Source organism: Ruegeria arenilitoris (assembly GCF_013030985.1).
Taxonomy (GTDB): Bacteria; Pseudomonadota; Alphaproteobacteria; order Rhodobacterales; family Rhodobacteraceae; genus Ruegeria; species Ruegeria arenilitoris_B.
On record NZ_WPYP01000002.1, the window covers coordinates 192,089 to 208,858 of the forward strand.

General features: G+C 60.6%; 19 protein-coding genes. 9 read left to right on the forward strand and 10 right to left on the reverse strand.

Translation table 11 applies throughout. The features are described from left to right. Window positions 1-136: 136 nt before the first annotated feature. Window positions 137-799, forward strand: coding sequence for a DNA-3-methyladenine glycosylase I (locus GOX88_RS06775; protein WP_170400431.1), 663 nt, complete (start codon window positions 137-139; stop codon window positions 797-799). 59 nt (window positions 800-858) lie between these two features. Beyond that, window positions 859-1,527, forward strand: a complete 669-nt coding sequence (locus GOX88_RS06780; protein ID WP_437436418.1) for a hypothetical protein — start codon at window positions 859-861, stop codon at window positions 1,525-1,527. A 3-nt stretch (window positions 1,528-1,530) separates the two neighbouring features. Here the strand turns inward: GOX88_RS06780 and GOX88_RS06785 are convergent, their stop codons facing one another. Beyond that, the gene (locus GOX88_RS06785; protein WP_170400433.1) at window positions 1,531-1,935 is read right to left on the reverse strand and encodes a c-type cytochrome; all 405 of its coding nucleotides are present in this window, start codon (window positions 1,933-1,935) and stop codon (window positions 1,531-1,533) included. A gap of 92 nt (window positions 1,936-2,027) precedes the next feature. Here GOX88_RS06785 and GOX88_RS06790 point away from each other — a divergent pair, with 92 nt between their 5' ends. Next, the gene (locus tag GOX88_RS06790; protein ID WP_170400434.1) at window positions 2,028-2,465 is read left to right on the forward strand and encodes a DMT family transporter; all 438 of its coding nucleotides are present in this window, start codon (window positions 2,028-2,030) and stop codon (window positions 2,463-2,465) included. Here the strand turns inward: GOX88_RS06790 and GOX88_RS06795 are convergent. Together GOX88_RS06795 and GOX88_RS06800 are read right to left on the reverse strand one after the other, a co-directional pair. Then, a complete protein-coding gene (locus GOX88_RS06795) occupies window positions 2,449-3,135 on the reverse strand; it encodes an ABC transporter ATP-binding protein (RefSeq protein ID WP_170400435.1) in 687 nt (228 codons plus the stop codon). The genes GOX88_RS06790 and GOX88_RS06795 overlap by 17 nt on opposite strands. Continuing rightward, complete coding sequence (locus tag GOX88_RS06800) at window positions 3,128-4,423, reverse strand: lipoprotein-releasing ABC transporter permease subunit (RefSeq protein ID WP_170400436.1); 1,296 nt, start codon at window positions 4,421-4,423, stop codon at window positions 3,128-3,130. Before GOX88_RS06800 ends, GOX88_RS06795 begins: the two co-directional genes overlap by 8 nt. Between GOX88_RS06800 and GOX88_RS06805 the strand changes: the two genes are divergently transcribed. After that, window positions 4,422-4,712, forward strand: coding sequence for a hypothetical protein (locus GOX88_RS06805; RefSeq protein WP_170400437.1), 291 nt, complete (start codon window positions 4,422-4,424; stop codon window positions 4,710-4,712). The two genes, GOX88_RS06800 and GOX88_RS06805, sit on opposite strands and share 2 nt — an antisense overlap. A gap of 569 nt (window positions 4,713-5,281) precedes the next feature. Here GOX88_RS06805 and GOX88_RS06810 read toward each other — a convergent pair. After that, window positions 5,282-6,202, reverse strand: a complete 921-nt coding sequence (locus GOX88_RS06810) for a glycosyltransferase family 2 protein (protein WP_170400438.1) — start codon at window positions 6,200-6,202, stop codon at window positions 5,282-5,284. 1 nt (window position 6,203) lies between these two features. Beyond that, on the reverse strand, window positions 6,204-7,550 hold the full coding sequence (proS, locus tag GOX88_RS06815) for a proline--tRNA ligase (RefSeq protein ID WP_170400439.1): 1,347 nt from the start codon (window positions 7,548-7,550) through the stop codon (window positions 6,204-6,206). 169 nt (window positions 7,551-7,719) lie between these two features. Between proS and GOX88_RS06820 the strand changes: the two genes are divergently transcribed. The 5 genes from GOX88_RS06820 (at window position 7,720) to GOX88_RS06840 (ending at window position 13,506) form a co-directional block, all read left to right on the forward strand. After that, complete coding sequence (locus GOX88_RS06820; RefSeq protein WP_170400440.1) at window positions 7,720-9,084, forward strand: FAD-dependent oxidoreductase; 1,365 nt, start codon at window positions 7,720-7,722, stop codon at window positions 9,082-9,084. Further along, window positions 9,084-10,058, forward strand: a complete 975-nt coding sequence (locus GOX88_RS06825) for an isopenicillin N synthase family dioxygenase (RefSeq protein WP_170400441.1) — start codon at window positions 9,084-9,086, stop codon at window positions 10,056-10,058. Before GOX88_RS06820 ends, GOX88_RS06825 begins: the two co-directional genes overlap by 1 nt. A 90-nt stretch (window positions 10,059-10,148) precedes the next feature. Beyond that, window positions 10,149-11,222: an AI-2E family transporter gene (locus GOX88_RS06830; protein WP_170400442.1), complete on the forward strand. Its 1,074-nt coding sequence runs from the start codon at window positions 10,149-10,151 to the stop codon at window positions 11,220-11,222. Then, window positions 11,223-11,912 carry an HdaA/DnaA family protein gene (locus tag GOX88_RS06835; protein ID WP_170400443.1) on the forward strand — a complete coding sequence of 230 codons (690 nt, stop codon included), beginning with the start codon at window positions 11,223-11,225 and terminating at the stop codon, window positions 11,910-11,912. 49 nt (window positions 11,913-11,961) lie between these two features. Further along, window positions 11,962-13,506, forward strand: coding sequence for a Ppx/GppA family phosphatase (locus tag GOX88_RS06840; protein WP_170400444.1), 1,545 nt, complete (start codon window positions 11,962-11,964; stop codon window positions 13,504-13,506). 3 nt (window positions 13,507-13,509) lie between these two features. Here GOX88_RS06840 and GOX88_RS06845 read toward each other — a convergent pair whose 3' ends face one another. From GOX88_RS06845 to GOX88_RS06865, 5 genes are read right to left on the reverse strand one after another with little or no spacing between them, the layout of a single operon-like run. Then, window positions 13,510-13,884, reverse strand: a complete 375-nt coding sequence (locus tag GOX88_RS06845; RefSeq protein WP_170400445.1) for a hypothetical protein — start codon at window positions 13,882-13,884, stop codon at window positions 13,510-13,512. Between the two features lie 37 nt (window positions 13,885-13,921). After that, window positions 13,922-14,899: an endonuclease/exonuclease/phosphatase family protein gene (locus GOX88_RS06850; protein WP_170400446.1), complete on the reverse strand. Its 978-nt coding sequence runs from the start codon at window positions 14,897-14,899 to the stop codon at window positions 13,922-13,924. A gap of 5 nt (window positions 14,900-14,904) precedes the next feature. Then, window positions 14,905-15,585 carry a molecular chaperone DjiA gene (locus tag GOX88_RS06855; protein ID WP_170400447.1) on the reverse strand — a complete coding sequence of 227 codons (681 nt, stop codon included), beginning with the start codon at window positions 15,583-15,585 and terminating at the stop codon, window positions 14,905-14,907. A gap of 42 nt (window positions 15,586-15,627) precedes the next feature. Then, window positions 15,628-16,119 carry a GNAT family N-acetyltransferase gene (locus tag GOX88_RS06860; RefSeq protein WP_170400448.1) on the reverse strand — a complete coding sequence of 164 codons (492 nt, stop codon included), beginning with the start codon at window positions 16,117-16,119 and terminating at the stop codon, window positions 15,628-15,630. Continuing rightward, window positions 16,116-16,718 carry a VOC family protein gene (locus tag GOX88_RS06865; protein ID WP_170400449.1) on the reverse strand — a complete coding sequence of 201 codons (603 nt, stop codon included), beginning with the start codon at window positions 16,716-16,718 and terminating at the stop codon, window positions 16,116-16,118. Before GOX88_RS06865 ends, GOX88_RS06860 begins: the two co-directional genes overlap by 4 nt. Window positions 16,719-16,770 lie beyond the last annotated feature (52 nt).

The window sequence follows — 16,770 nt, forward strand, 5'->3', positions numbered from 1 at the left end:
TGGTGCCCCGGGTTTAGTCCTCGGGCGCTGGACGGTCTTTGTCCGAAGTCAAGTCGAGGGCACAAGCATTATTCGACGCGGAACCAGTGCTTGCAACCCGGCAGCGAACACGCGACCCTGCCGTCGGAGGAGTCTGATGCACCATTTCGACGACATCTTTACCATGGCCGCCAACCGCCACGGCGGGCCCGACGCTTTGGAGTCAAAGCTGAGCAAGCCCAAAAGCGTGGCTGAATTGACTGCCATGCCGGATGATCGATGGCTGTCGATCATCACCAAATGCGTCTTTCAGGCCGGATTCAACTGGAAGGTCATCGAAAACAAGTGGGACGGGTTCGAGACCGCATTTGACAACTTCGATGTGGGCCGCTGTGCCTTCATGGATGATGAGAAGTTCGACGCCCTGCTGCAGGACACCCGCATCGTGCGCAATGGCACCAAGATTGCCACCGTCCGGGACAACGCGGCGTTTCTGCTGGAGTTGCGGCAGGAAGGCGGGGTCGGTCAGATTCTGGGCGGCTGGCCCTCGACCGATTATGTGGGTCTGCTGGCGATGCTGGGAAAACGCGGGTCGCGTCTGGGCGGGGCCTCGGCCCAATACGCCATGCGGTTCGCCGGGCGGGACAGTTTCATCCTGTCGCGCGATGTCACCGCGCGGTTGATTGCCGAGGGCGTGGTCGACAAGGCCCCCAGTTCGAAAAAAGCGATGGCAGCGGTGCAAGAGGCCTTTAACACATGGATGGACCAATCCGGGCGGTCGCTAACGGAAATAAGCCGCGTATTGGCGATGAGCCTGTGAAAATCAGTTGCAGAGCAGGCGCTTCGGATTAGGCTTTGAATATGGCTCGGCGCATTTTGATGACGTTTCTCTTGCTACTCGCCTCCTGCGGTCGCCCGCTAACGGATCAGGAGCGTGCTTTTGCCGGTGCCGTGCAGGGTGAAACGCTGAATCTGGACCGGGTGCGTCTGGTCGAAGGGGCCCCGGTCGCACCGATCACCTTCTACCGCAAGGAACGCCCGCGCCTCGCCTGCCGCGAACGTATCCTGCCGCCGCCGGTCGAGGGCGTCGTGACCGCAAAACCCGCCGCCGTTGCCCTGTTCAACAGGGTCTACTTCACACGCGACTGGTATCTTGAGGACTATATGTCCGACTTCCCCGAGCAGATGAATCTGGTCGCAGCCATGTTGCTGGCGCATGAGCTGACCCATGTCTGGCAATGGCAGAACCGGGAAACCACCGGCTATCACCCGCTGCGGGCCGCTGCCGAACATGGCGGCAACAAGGACCCGTATTTGTTCGATATCGAAACCTCGTCCGATTTCCTGTCGTTCGGGTTCGAACAGCAAGGTGCGATTGTCGAAGAATATGTCTGCTGCCGGGCGCTGGACCCCAAGGCCCCCCGTACCCAGCGCCTGCACGACATGCTGGGTGCGCATTTCGACCTGTCACCCTTGTCGAACCAACCGCGCGAACGCGACATCGTTATCCCATGGAGCGGTGCCGAAATCGACGGTATCTGCCGCTAAGGCTTATTGTCCCTGCAATGTTTGCAGATAGGCGACCAGATCCACAATCGGTTGGCTGGTCAGGATCGGCTGCCCCTCGGGCGTTTTCATCGAAGTGTCCTGGCCATCGAAGTAAGGCCCATAGACCGGCATCGGGCTGCCATGGCTGACCAGCGGGTCGCGCCCGTCGATCCGCGCCACGACGCGGGCGGTTGGAAACACGCCATCTTCTCCGGTCAGCTTGGTCAGATCAACCGGTTGAATCACCAGCACTCCGGCCATCGGGCCGTATCCGGTTGCGTCGATCCCGTGACACGTCGCGCAATAGTGCCGATACAGCTCGGCACCCGTCTCGACATCCTGGGCACCGGCTTGCGACGCCAGCGCCATCACGCCAATTGAAACTGCATTCAGTACCCGTCCGATCATCGCATCCTCCTGCCCTGATTGACATTTACAGGCTTGCCCGAGTGCCAGCTTGCCGCAATGATCCAGATCAACGCAGCAGGAGGATACGGGCAATGACACAATACGCAGCCATCATGCTGGCCGCCGGGATTGGCGTGCCGATCCTTGCGGCGCTGAATGCGGCTTTGGGTCGGTTGATCGGATCGCCGACCACCGCCGCCGTTGTCCTGTTTGCCATTGCCTTTGGAGCCTCGGCGGTGTTGATGCTGCTGTTTCCGGGGTTCGGAGCGCTGTCCAAAGTTGCACAGGCGCCAAAACACCTGTTGCTGGCTGGCGTTCTGATTGCATTCTACGTGCTGTCGATCACCCATGTCGCCCCGCATTTCGGCGTCGGCAACGCGGTGTTTTTCGTGCTGCTGGGGCAGTTGATCAGCACGGCCGCCATCGATCATTTCGGCTTGTTCGGAGCCCAGATCACCCCGCTGACATGGGTGCGCGCGGGCGGGATCGCCGTGATGGCCGCAGGGGTCGCCATCACTCAACTGGCTTAAGCATGCCCCCGTCCAGCCGCAGCTTGCGATCCATCCGCGCCGCAAGCTCCATGTTGTGCGTGGCAATCAACGCCGAAAGCCCCTCGTCCCGGACCAGCGCCATCAGCGCGTCGAACACCTGATCCGAGGTCTCGGGGTCCAGGTTACCTGTCGGCTCATCCGCCAGCAGGACGCGCGGTTTGTTGGCCAGCGCCCGGCAGAAAGCCACCCGCTGCTGCTCACCCCCTGACAGGGCCGCAGGGCGGTGATCCGCACGCGGAGCCACACCTACGCGGTCCAGCAGCGACATCGCCCTGTCCTGCGCCGCCTTTTCGGACACGCCATTGGCCAGCTGCGGCAGGGTGATGTTCTCCAACGCAGTGAACTCGGGCAGCAGATGGTGGAACTGATAGACAAACCCCACATCCCGCCGCCGCAGCGCGGTGCGGGTCCGGTCGCCCTTGCCCGTCGCGCTCTGGCCGGCGATCTCGACCGAGCCCTCATCGGGTGTATCCAGCAGACCCGCGATGTGCAACAGGGTCGATTTACCCGCACCAGAGGGCGCAACCAGCGCCACCGCCTCACCTGCGCGCAGTTCCAGATCTGCACCACGCAGCACCTGGACCTCGCCCGGCGTGCCCTTCAGATAGGTCTTGGCCAGGCCGTTCAGCCGCATCGTCACATCATTCATAGCGCAGCGCCTCAACCGGGTTCAGCCGCGCCGCGCGGCGGGCGGGGAAATAGGTAACAAAGAAGGACAGACCCAGCGACAGACCGATGGCCTTGAGCACATCCGACAGGTGCAGCTCGGCCGGCAAGGCATAGATACCGCGAATGGACGGGTCCCAGACACCGCCGCCCATGACGAAATTCACGAAGCTGAAAATCGGATCGATATAGATCGCGAACAGGCACCCCAGAACCACGCCCATCACCGTGCCGATGATGCCGGTGAAAGCGCCGCAGATGAAGAACACGCGCAGGACTGAACCTTCGCTTAAACCGATGGTGCGCAGGATGCCGATATCGCGCCCCTTGTTCTTCACCAGCATGATCAGACCCGAGACGATATTCATCGCCGCGATCAGCACGAGGATCGACAGGATGATGAACATCACGTTGTCTTCAACCTCCAACGCGCGCAGGAACCCGCCCGACGCATCCTGCCACGTCCAGATCTGGCTGCGCTCTCCCGCGGCTTCAAGGATCGGGATCAGGATCGGGGTCAGCTCTTCGGGGCGTTCAACCATAACCTCGATCTCATCCGCCACACCGTCACGGTTGAAAAAGCTCTGTGCCTGCTCGAACGGCATATAGACCCGCGTGCGGTCGATGTCATAGCGCCCGGCCGAAAACACATAGACCACCCGATAGGCGCTGACGCGCGGCGAGGTGCCGAAGGCCGTTTTCACACCGTTGGGCGAGGTCAGCTTGACCGTATCCCCCACCGTCGCCCCAATGCTGCGCGCAACGCCAGAACCGATGGCGATGACGAACTCCTCATTCTGAAATTCGGACAGGTCGCCTGCGGCCTGCTCGCTTTCGGCGACCCCGGGCAGGTCTAGCAGGTCATCGGGCTGAATGCCGAACACTTCGACGCCGCTGCTGCGATCGCGATTGGTGATCAGCACCTGGCCTTTGACCAGCGGCGCTGCACGGACCACGCCCGGTACCTGTGCGATGCGGTCGGCGACACCGTCAAAATCCTCGATGGTGCGGTCCAGACGCCCCTGCGCGTCCAAGCTGCCTGCGGAATAGACGGTGACATGCGCGTTGGCGCCCAGAATCGTGCCCACGAATTCAGAGCGGAACCCCGACCGCACGGCCAGCGTGGCAATCAGGGCGAACACGGCCAGTGTGATCCCGATCAACGAAATCCACGTCATCACGCTGACGCCGCCTTCAGCCTTGCGCGCGCGCAGGTATCGCCAGGCGATCTTCCATTCGAATGGGGCAAAGGGCGGGGGCGTCTTGGCCATGTCTGCTCCGGTTATTTTGTTCGGCGCGACCCTTTCGGCATTTCACCGGATGGTCAAGCTGGTTATGCGCGCCCTGCTCGGGATCAGCGGACCAGCGGCCTGTTCAGAGCGCGGGGCGGGGCGAATCGCTTCTGAATCCGGGTCGCGCGCTCTGGCAAAAGGAGATGATGAATTCGAAAGCTACACCCTTGGTTGTGACGCGGTTCACAGACAAACCCTGATTGTTTCAGCTATGAAGTCAATATGGCTGTTGCGTGAGGAACTGAACTCAAAATGCAACATTCATTAAGCAATATTATTTCGCCTTTTGCTTATTTTGAGAAACTTTGTCACCCTAGGATTAAGGGGGATACCATTTTAAAGAGCGGGGGTCGCTCATGTTTGTAAAGAGTAATACGGAATTGTTGGACCCTATTTTGGTCCGAAACGCATCATCAGAACTGGATTGCGAGACTGCGGCGCTATTGCGTGCCACGATGCGCCCACTTTTCGATACTGCGGCAAGTTGGGCAAGTTTGACCGATATCCTGAAAGACAAAGGCTATCGCCTGGCGTTCCGTCAGGGGCGGTTGTGCATTACGGATCGCGCAACCGACGCAAGGATTTGCGGTTTGCACTTTCTGGGTTTTGAATTCAGGGAACTGGTAAGACGCCTGGGTCGTCCGATCGTTGTGCCACGCGGCAACAGCGCGGACGGAGACGTTCTGGCGGAACGGCCTGAACCGAAACAAACCTAGAAGCGCGGCCAGTGCTTGACCGCGCGGCACGAGGGTTTTGACAGCCCCGGTTGCCCGGTGGCTTTGACGTCCAGCCTATTTCACAAATCTTGGCGCGGATCTCTGCGGACACCCCATGGGATCAGTCCGCAAAGTAATCCCAGGTTCGCCATGGCTGTAGCCTGCGCCTCAAAGTCACTTTCAAACTGTGCAAGGCAGCGTTCCGCAATTGCGGCCGGTTTCGGGACTGGCGCAGCAGATTTACACAGAACCCAAGCGGCAGCTGACCGATCCGGAACCAATTCAGCATTTCATCTTCGGAATACGTCCGCCCACCGAAGAACGGAGCGTAGTTCTTGCGCCAGCTCTTCGTCATTTCCAGCGCCGTTTTCATCTGATCCGCCGAGACGCCTCCGGGATGGAAAACCGCAATCGGAACCGACAGCATCTGGTATTCGCATCCTGCAAACAACATGCGCAGCACGAGGTCATAGTCAGCCACGATGCGGAGATCCAGATCGTGACCTCCGAAACGGTCAAACACGTCGCGCCGGATCAACATGGAATTGTGGCAGAACGGAATGCGTTGCAAAATCGAATGGACCTTGCGCTCTCGCGACAGGCGCTTGCTTCCATCCTTTTCTACAAAGATGGTTCGCCCAAAACAGAAATCGGGACGGCCCGAACCAATCTCTTCACGCGCCTTTTGCAGACAATCCGGCGACACCAGCAGGTCATCTGAATTGAGGAAGACCACGTACTCGCCCTGGGAAATCTCAACCCCCCGGTTCATGGCGTCATAAAGACTTTTGTCCGGCAAACTTTGAAAGCGGATCGGGACAAAGCTTGGGCGCGCCTCGATCTCGGCGATCAGCTCTTTCAACAGCTCAACCGTCCCGTCGGTGGACGCACCATCCCAAATGACATGCTCGACAATCGCGTCGCCTTGATCCTGGGCGGCCTCCAGTGCCGCCCGTATTGCATCGACACGCCCCTCATCAATGAGGTTGCGCGTTACGGTAATGATGGAAACCGTAGGCAGAGCTATGTCCGATCCAGCCATATCAGGCGCTGTTTGCAAGCTGGTAAATTTCAGCGATCTTGGTCACTGCGGCCTCGGGGCTCAGCTCTTCGCTTTCGCCGGTGCGGCGGCTGGTCAGTTCGACAACACCGTTTTTCAGACCGCGCGGACCGACGGTGATGCGCCACGGCAGGCCGATCAGGTCCATGGTGGCGAACTTGCCCCCTGCCCGCTCGTTGCGGTCGTCATACAGCGGCTCCAGCCCCAGCGCGGTCAGCGCGCCATAGAGCTTCTCACACGCAGCGTCCGCTTCGTCGTCGCCCTGCTTGAGGTTGACGATCCCGCAATGGAACGGCGTCACGCCTTCGGGCCAGATGATGCCCTTGTCATCATGGCTGGCCTCAATGATCGCACCGATCAGGCGGCTGACGCCGATGCCGTGGCTGCCCATATGGACCGGAACCGGCTTGCCGTCGGGGCCTTGCACGGTCGCGCCCATCGCCTCGGAATACTTGGTGCCAAAGTAGAAAATCTGACCAACCTCGATCCCGCGCGCCACGCGGCGACGCTCTTCAGGGACCTGATTGAACAGAGCCTCGTCATGGGTTTCGTCCGTGCGGGCGTATTTCGACGTGAACTCTTCCAGGATGGCCTGACACTGTTCGCGGCTGTCATAGTCAATCTGACGATCACCAAAGGTCAGGTCGGTGACGGCGCTGTCATAGAACACCTCGGATTCACCTGTATCAGCCAGCACGAGGAATTCGTGCGTGTTGTCGCCACCGATAGGACCGGAGTCAGCACGCATCGGGATGGCTTGCAGGCCCATGCGCTCGTAAGTGCGCAGATAGGTGACCAAATGGCGGTTATAGGCGTGCAGCGCGTCCTCTTTGGTCAGGTCGAAATTGTAGCCGTCTTTCATGTAGAACTCGCGGCCCCGCATCACGCCGAAACGCGGGCGGATTTCATCGCGGAATTTCCACTGGATTTGGTAGAGCGTCAGCGGCAGGTCTTTGTAGCTGCTGACATGCCCCCGAAAGATGTCGGTCACCAGTTCTTCGGCAGTCGGCGTAAACAGCATGTCACGATCGTGGCGATCTTTCATGCGCAGCATTTCTTGGCCGTAATCGTCGTAACGACCGGACTCGCGCCACAGGTCTGCCGATTGGATAATGGGCATCTGGATCGCGATGTGGCCCGCGCGCGCCTGTTCTTCGTGGATGATGTTTTCCAGCTTGCGCAGCACCTTGAAGCCCAGCGGCAGCCACGAGTAGATCCCGGCCGCGGCCTGTTTGATCATCCCGGCGCGCAGCATCAGCCGGTGGCTGACGATCTGAGCCTCGGAGGGGTTTTCCTTGAGAACGGGCAGAAAGTAACGGCTGAGGCGCATTGGTGAACCTTTAAAGGTGTGAATTCGACTTCAAAGGTCCTTATTCCAAAGCCCCGCCGGGGGCAATCGGCCAATGGCGATTTTGCGACCTCAGGTCAGTCGGAAATTTGATTGACCCGCCAGTCAGGGTTTTCAATTGTGACGGAAATGTAGAACCCAAGAGGCGCCGATGCAGACCATTCAGGAACCCGCCCGTCAGATCCCCGTAGTTCACCAGACCGACGTTCTGGTCGTTGGCTCTGGCCCTGCCGGGCTGGCCGCCGCATTGGCCGCAGCACGTGCGGGGGCCGAAGTGTCCCTGGTTGACCGCTTCGGCTGCATGGGGGGCAACATCACCGCCGTGGGCGTCGAGGGGTTCGCCTGGTACCGCCATGAACAGACGGTCGAGGCTGGCGGCATCGGTATGGAGTTCGAGACCCGCGCCAAGGATATGGGAGCCGCCGTGCCGGAAAGCCAATCGCTGAGCTATGAGCTGGATAGCGAGGGCTTCAAGCTGGTTGCTGACAAGCTGGTCGAAGAGGCCGGTGTACATCCGATGCTGCACCGTCAGTTTGTCGCTCCGATCATGGAGGGCGACCGGATCACCGGTATCATCACCGAATCCAAAGCCGGGCGCGAGGCGATTTTGGCCAAGGTCGTGATCGACGCCACCGGAGACGCGGATGTGGCCCACCGCGCAGGCGCTCCCACCCACAAGACCGCCCGCGAAGACATGATGGCCGCTTCGGTCATGTTCCATCTGGCAGGCGTCGACAAACGCGCCTTTATGGAGGGCGTCAAGGCCGACCCGCAGACCTACAAGGACTGGGGTGGCGGTGGTGAGTGGAACATCGAGACCAGCGGCAAAGAGGACGACATGTTCTCGCCCTTCGTCAAGAAACCGTTCCAGCAGGCCATCGAAGAGGGATTGATCCCGCCGCATCTGAACACCATCGCGGGCACATGGGGTGCGATGCATGACACGGGCGAGCTGACCTATATGAACCTCATCCATCTGGCCGAGATTGACGGCACCGACCCCGACAGCCTAACCCGTGGCGAGATCGAAGGGCGCCGTCAGACCATGCTGGCGATCGACGCTCTGCGGCGCTACATGCCCGGTTGCGAAAACGCACGACTTCGGAACTTTGGAATGACGATCGGCATCCGCGACACCCGAAAGATCGACGCGGTGTATAACATGACCGAGAACGACGCCCGCCATCAGGGCCGGTTCGAGGATACGATCGGCATCTACCCCGAATTCATCGACGGTTATGGCATCCTGATCCTGCCGACCACCGGGCGGTATATGCAGGTGCCCTATCGTTCGATGCTGCCGAAAGGGATCAAGGGTCTGTTGGTTGCGGGGCGCTCGCACGGGGCGGACAAGGTGGCGCACGCTGCCACCCGCAACATGGCGTGCTGCGCGGTCATGGGTCAGGGCGCCGGGATCGCCGCTGCGCTGTCACTGAAAAGCAATCAGGATGTGCACGAGTTGAACCTTGCTCCGGTCCATACCGAGCTGGACCGTCAGGGTGTGAGGTTTCACTGATGGACCATATCCCAACGATCGACATCGCCCCGCTGCATGATCCCGCCCATGCCGGCTATGGCCAAACCGTCCGACAGGTGATGGACGCCTGCACCGAGATCGGGTTTCTGTCGATCACTGGAACAGGCATCCCACAGGACACGGTCTCTGAGGTGCGCAGCTGCGTGCGAGCCATCTTTGACATCGACGAAAGCGCTAAATGGGATCAGGCCATCACCCGCGAGAACTATCGTGGTTTTATTCCGATGGGGTTCTTCACGCCAAATGACGGCTCGGGTAAGGCCGACAAGTACGAAGGTTACAAGCTGCATTGCGAGACGGATGCGGATGCCCCCATTCGCAAGGACTGCGCGCTCTACGGCCCCAACATCTGGCCGTGCGAGGTGCCCGAAGCTGGCGCGGTGATCCTTGGCTATTGGGAACAGCTGGATCGCGTGGCGGACATGTTGCTTGGCGCACTGGAAGTCGGGTTGAGCCTGCCTTCCGGCCAATTGTGCGATGCGTTCCGTGATCCGATGACCAACATGACGTTGTTGCACTACCCGCCGCAAGCCCCGGATGAAGGCGGATACGGTATCCATCCGCACAAGGACACCGACGCGCTGACGATCATCGCCCCCGATCCGGTCGGCGGGCTTGAGGTCCAGACTCGCGACGGCGGCTGGATCACCCCCGACTGCCCACCGGGCGGCTTTATCGTCAACATCGGCGACATGCTCGAGCTGTGGTCGGGTGGCCGCCTGAAATCCACACCACACCGCGTGGTCAACCGCTCGGGCCGGGAACGTTATTCCTTTCCCTATTTCGCCGTGCCCCGACATGATGTGATCGTTGCGCCTTTGCTGGACCCCCTGCCCGGCTTTGATCGCCCATCCGTGCATTGCGGCCATTGGTCGGCCGAAATTTGGCGCACCAACTGGCCGGACGAAACGGCGGACGCGGCAACCCCCGAACTGGGCACGCTCAGCGACTGAAACGCCGGTTTCCCCGGGTCATGAAGCGCTTGCATCACGACGCTGCATAAGCGAAGAACATCTGCAATAGCCGACAACAAGGGGACAGCCATGGCTTTGCCGGTGAAGGATCAGCTCAGATACTGGGGCATTGCCGCCGCAGTTTTTGTGCTGCTGTTGTGGGCACTTGGCGACGTTTTGCTGCCCTTCGTCATCGGCGGGGCGATTGCCTATTTCCTTGATCCAATCGCGGACCGGCTGGAAAACCTGGGCCTGTCGCGCATGGCGGCAACCGGGATCATCACGATTGTCGGCGTTCTGGGCTTTGTCCTGATGATCCTGATGGTGGTGCCGGCATTGATCACCCAGTTGATCGATCTGGTCGAGGTCCTGCCCAGCCTGTTCAAAGAACTGCGCGGTTTTATCGAACAACGATTCCCGTCTCTGCTGGACAGCAATTCCAGCACGCATCAGGCGCTGGTCTCAATCGGCGAAACACTACAATCGAAAACCGGTGATGTGTTGCAATCTGTCGTTGCATCGCTTGGTTCTGCCATCAACGTCGCGGTTCTGTTGGTGATCGCGCCGGTCGTGGCGGTTTACCTGCTGATGGACTGGGACCGCATGATCGCCCGCATCGGACAGCTGCTGCCCCGCGATCACGCCCCCACGATCAAACGCCTTGCGGGTGAGATTGATGACGTGCTGGCCTCATTCGTGCGCGGGATGGGAACCGTCTGTCTGATCCTTGGAACCTATTACGCGGTGGCACTGATGATCGTTGGCCTGCAATTCGGCCTGATCGTCGGGTTCATCGCCGGGCTGGTCACCTTCATCCCCTATCTGGGTGCCCTGATCGGAGGCACTCTGGCGATTGGCCTCGCGCTGTTCCAGTTCTGGGGGGATTGGGTTCATATCGGGTTGGTCGCTGGTATTTTTGCCTTGGGCCAGGTGACCGAGGGCAACTTCCTGACCCCCAAACTGGTCGGCAGCTCGGTAGGGCTGCATCCTGTCTGGTTGCTGTTGGCCTTGTCGGTGTTCGGCGCATTGTTCGGCTTTGTGGGCATGCTGGTTGCGGTGCCCGTTGCCGCGGCGCTGGGTGTCGTGGCGCGGTTCCTGACCTCGCTCTATCTGGAAAGCCCTCTGTATACCGGCCTTGAAGGGCTGAAACAGGAAGACGAATAAATGCACCGACAACTGAGCTTTGATCTCCCGGCCAAAACCGCTCTGGGCCGCGAGGATTTCTTTGTCTCGCCCGCCAATGCGCTGGCAGTTGCGATGATTTCGGCCACATCCTGGCCCGGCAACAAATTGGTGCTCAGCGGCCCGGCCGGGGCCGGCAAGACCCATCTGGCCCATGTCTGGGCAGCCGAAACCGGGGGCCGGATCATTCAGGCCCGCGATCTGCGGTATGACGACGTGCCAGCCTTGGCCCAAACGCCGATTGCGGTCGAAGACGTGCCGATGATCGCGGACGATCCCGAACAGCAGAAGGTCCTGTTCCACCTGCACAATCTGGTTCTGGCCGAGGGCCACGCCCTGCTGATGACCGGGCGATTGGTCCCAAAGCTGTGGCAGCTGCCGCTGCCCGACCTGCAAAGCCGCATCGAAGGCGCGCATCACGTAGCACTTGATCCGCCCGACGATGCGCTGTTGGGAGCTGTCCTGGCCAAGCTGTTCATCGACCGCCAGCTAAACCCCGGCCCCGAGGTCATTGCCTATCTGGTCAAGCATATGGACCGACGCTTTGAAACCGCAGCTGAAGTTGTGGCGCGACTGGATCAAATTGCCCTCTCGGAAAAGCGCGAAATAACGCGCACTCTGGCAGTCAGAGTATTGAATTCGGACGGAAACGATGTCGAACCAGACAATTGACCCACACCCGGTGATTTCGCAAACTGTGACCGGAACATCTGGAACAGACATGAAACAGACTGTCGAAACCGACATTCCGGACTGGGGGTCTTTCGGTAAACCGTTGTTTGACAACCCCGAAGCCCGCGCCCTGTCGCGTGTCGGCGTTGTTGACGTCGGGTCCAACTCGGTCCGGATGGTGATCTTTGACGGGGCCGCGCGGTCTCCGGCCTATTTCTACAACGAAAAGGTAATGTGCGAGCTGGGGGCAGGCCTGTCCGAGACCGGCCGCCTGAATCCGCGCGGACGGGTGCGCGCGCTGGCCGCGCTGCGCCGGTTTCGGCGTCTGGCTGATGATCTGGGTCTGCCGGGCCTGCATGTCGTCGCCACTGCCGCCGTGCGCGAGGCAAAAGACGGCCCGGACTTCTGCGATGAGGTCAAATCCGAAACCGGCCTGACCGTTGCGGTCATTGATGGCGGAGAAGAGGCCCGGCTGTCCGCGCAGGGCGTGCTGCTGGGCTGGCCCGGAGCCTATGGGCTGATCTGCGACATCGGTGGCTCCTCCATGGAACTGGCCGAGATCGGTGATGGTGACGTGGGCCGCCGGGTAACATCGCCCCTGGGTCCGCTGAAACTGCGCGACATAAAAGGTGGGCGGCGGGCGCGCAAGGCCCAAATCAAGGCGACCATGGAAGAGCTGCGCGGCGAGATGGGTAAGCAGCGTGACCGTCTGTTCCTTGTCGGCGGCAGCTGGCGCGCCTTCGCCCGGCTGGACATGTTGCGCCGGGGTTACCCGCTGAACGTGCTGCACGAATACCGCATGACCACCAAGCAGGTTCATCAGACCATCAAGTTCATCGAAAAGGGCGACCCGGACGAAATGCGCAGCCTGGCTGGTGTTTCCAGCTCGCGCATGGCGCTGATCCCTTATGCGATGGACGTGCTGGCGCGGCTGATCCGGACGTTCAAACCCAAGGACATCGCGATCTCAAGCTATGGCATTCGCGAAGGGTTGCTTTACGAACAGATGCCGCAAATGCTGCGTGACCGTGATCCGCTGATCGAGGCCAGCCGGTTTTCCGAAGCCAAGGACGCCCGCCTGCCTGGGTTTGGCAAGCACCTCTATGACTTTGTGATGCCGCTGTTCAAATCGGCCCCCGAGACGCGCGTGCGTCTGGTCAAGGCGGCCTGCCTGTTGCATGACGTCAGCTGGCGCGCCCATCCCGACTACCGGGCCGAAGTCTGCTTTGACTATGTCACCCGTGCCAATCTGGGCGGGTTGAAGCACTCTGAAAGGGTCTTCATCGGCCTCGCCCTGCAGCACCGGTATCGCAACAAACGCGAAGGCAACAGGTTCGAACCGCTTTACAAGTTGTTGGACGAGAAAGATCAGCGGCAGGCGGAGATTTTGGGCAAGGCCATGCGTTTTGGCGCGATGCTCTGGATGCAGAATGACGCTCCTATGGGGACTTTACGCTTTTATCCCAAGAAACGTCAGCTTGACCTGCTACTGCCAAAGGCAGCACGCCCGTTGTTCAACGAAGTGGCCGAGGCGCGGCTGACGTCACTGGCGAACGCGCTGAGGTCGGACACCCGCGTGATCCTCCGCGACTAAGGGTCAGATTTCCGTTCCTTCGTCCGGTTCTTCTTCCAAGTTTTCCGGGATGTCCGGCTGGTCCTGCAGCGGCTTCTTGCGGATGATGATATCCCCATTGGGCAGAATCTCGGGCGGCTCATAGGCGCTCCAATCCTCGACTTCGCCCGCGAGGTCAGCCAGAGCGGGGCCCATCTGCTCAAAGAACGACTGCATCGCCGGGCCGAACTGGGTGACCAGGCCTTGCAGATCCTCAAGCGCGGGCTCCATTTCCTGCCGCAGCCCCTCAAAGAAAAGCTCGGCCCCCTGCTCCATCAGGGATTTGCCGGTTTCTTCCTCGGCATACGCCGGCAAGGCCAGTGCAACCGTTACCGCACAGATCGGAACAAGATGTTTCATGCCCCAAATATAGGCGGTGACGCCCCATGATGAAAGGTCAGAGGTCGATATCCAATGTCACCGGGAAATGGTCGGATGCCGTCAGCAACGCCTGCTGCAAGTCCGGCAGAGCCCGGAGATCGTCATCCTTGAGCGGGTGCCAGATCCGCCAGACGGGACGCCGGGCGCGCAGGGTTTCACTGATCATGATGTAGTCCAGAAGCGCCTCGAGGTATTCCCCCCCTTCGCGGGCAAACCGGGCCGTGGACGGGGCCGGATCTGCCCCTTTCGCGTGGGGGTCGAACAACCCGGCCAGCAGCAAAATCTCGACCGAGGACCGCCCGAACAGATGTTCGAACTCATCCAGCCCCGGACCGTCGTTCAGATCGCCCAACAGAATGACATGCTCTCCGCCCTCGATATGTGCCCTGACCCGACGAGACAGCCAGACGGCCTGAGCCAGCTGTTTCCGGCGGTTCGCAATTGAAATGCGGATCGCCTCATCCCGCGACCCCGCCCCGTGCGGAGCCTTGGATTTCAGATGCGCGCCGATCAGCCGTACCTGCGCCCCGGTCCGGGTTTGCACCGCCAACTCCATCGGTGGCTTGGAAAAGCGCACGTGATCCTCGGTTGCGTCAATATCGAGGTCGATCTGAAACACCTCGTCGAAACGGGGGGCCGCCCTGTCGCCTGTGATCGGATCATGCCGCACCGTCAGCACGTCAGGATCATACAGCAAGGCCAGTTCCTGATGGGTGTCGTTGGCAAACCCCATCACCGCGTGCGTGGTGCGCAGGTCGAAGGCCTCGGCAAAACTCTGCAACGCGCGGATCGTGTCCTGTGATTTGCCCGAGTTCGGCGCCTCGACGATCAGGATCGCGTCTGCGTCGACCGCCGTCAGAACCTTAGCGATGGCCTCGACCTGCTGTGCCTTGGTGACGTTGTGGCGACCGGACCAGCTGTCATCCACGACCAGATTGTCGTTGCGATCAAACAGGTTGGCGAACCATTCGATATTGTAGGTCGCCAGTCGCATCCTACTTAAGCCCGCGCGCCGTTGATCTCGTCCCAGGCACGGTTGATGTCGATCATCTTCTTTTCAGCCAGACGAATGGCTTCCTCGGGTACGCCACGGGCCATCATGGCATCGGGATGGGTGTCACGCACCAATTGCCGCCAGACCTTGCGAATATCAGGCAGCGGCATGTCACGGGGTACACCCAGAACCGTGTAGGGGTCCTTGGGCGCATCGGGAACAAAGCGTTCGCGCAGGGCGAGGAACTGCGCCTCAGACTGGCCAAAAATGCGGCTGACCTCTTCCAGAAACTCGTTTTCGTTGGGGTGATAGAACCCGTCGGCCATGGCGATGTGAAACAGCCCCTCCATCAGGTCGCAAAGCGTGGTGTTGTCATCTGAAAACATCCGAGCGATCTTGCGGGCATAATCCTGATAGCCGGCAACATCCGTACGCGCCATGTCGAACACACGCGCCGCGCCGGCCTCATCCTCGCGCGCGATCTGGAAGACGTCGCGAAAGGCGGTGACCTCGTCCCGCGTCACCTGCCCGTCGGCCTTGGCCATCTTTGCGCCCAGCGCGATCACGGCAATCGCAAACGCGACCGAGCGTTCGGGCGGCGTGCGCAGTTTCTCAAAAACAGCCGTCAGGCTTTCGCCTTGGGCAAGCGCACTCAGCGCGTCGGATATGCGGGTCCAGATCGACATGAGCGCACCCTAGCGTCCCAAATCGCAACTGTCAGGTGCGACCTATTCGTCGTTTGCAAGAATTTTCTGCATCAGCACAAGATCCAGCCGTTTGCCCCACTTGAACCCGACCTCGGGCATCTGACCAACCTGCGTGTAGCCAATCGCGGAATGAAAGGCGATTGCGCCCGGATTGGCCGAGGAGATTCCAGCGACCAGCACATGCACGCCCTCTGCCCGCGCCGCGTTTTCAAGCGCGGACATCAAGGCCCGTCCCGCCCCCTGCCCGCGCATCTGTGGGGCCAGTTGGATCGTATGCTCGCGGCACTGCGCATAGCCCGGGCCGCCGCGAAAGGGGCCGTAGGTGGAAAACCCCAGAACCTGCCCGTCCTTTTCGGCCACCAGATAGGAGGGGCCGCGGGTTTTGATATCCGCAACAATGACATCCACGCTGCGTTCATCGGTGGTAAAGGTCACCAGCGTATCGCGAATAATCGCGTTGGTGATTTCAGCGATTGAGGGGGCGTCTGAAACCTGCGCCGGTCTAATGATCATTCCAACACGCGCGGGCCATGCGGCGTTTCGAACTCGGCCCGCAAGGCCGCGGGGCCGGTGTCGAACACGACGGTTTCCAATTCGCCCAGCAATCGCGCCAGGCCCAATGCGTCAGGATGATAAACCACAAGGCGCCGCAGGCGGCACCCGCTGTCCTGCAGCATTTGTGCCGGATGCAGATCTCCGTGCCATTGGATGAGGGCGGGAAACAGGTTGTCGAAGGGCAGCCGTCCGTCGGAAGGAACCGCCATTTGCCACCGCAATGCGCCTCGGGCCAGGTCGATGGGTTGCCCGACCTCATCTGGAAAGGCGGAAAGTGTGGCAGCAATATCCGAGACCCGGCAAATCCAGTTGGTCAGACGCGGCGTGCCTGCAAACCGGTCGAGGTCGAACCACCGCGTACGCTTCACTGTGGGCGCCTGAGGGTCGATTGCGATGGCCTCCAGATACAGACCGTCCCGCAACCCCAGCAGACGGTTGTGAGTGCCGAAGGCTTCGTGCTTGCCGCCGTCCTGTAGTGACACACCCAAGGCCTGTTCGACATGGGCTGAGGCTTCTTCGAGCGTCTCGCCCGCGACGGCCAGATGATCCAGTAACATGCGCAGCCTCCTACGAATTGCGACCAGACCCACAAAGGGCCTGGTCGCATGT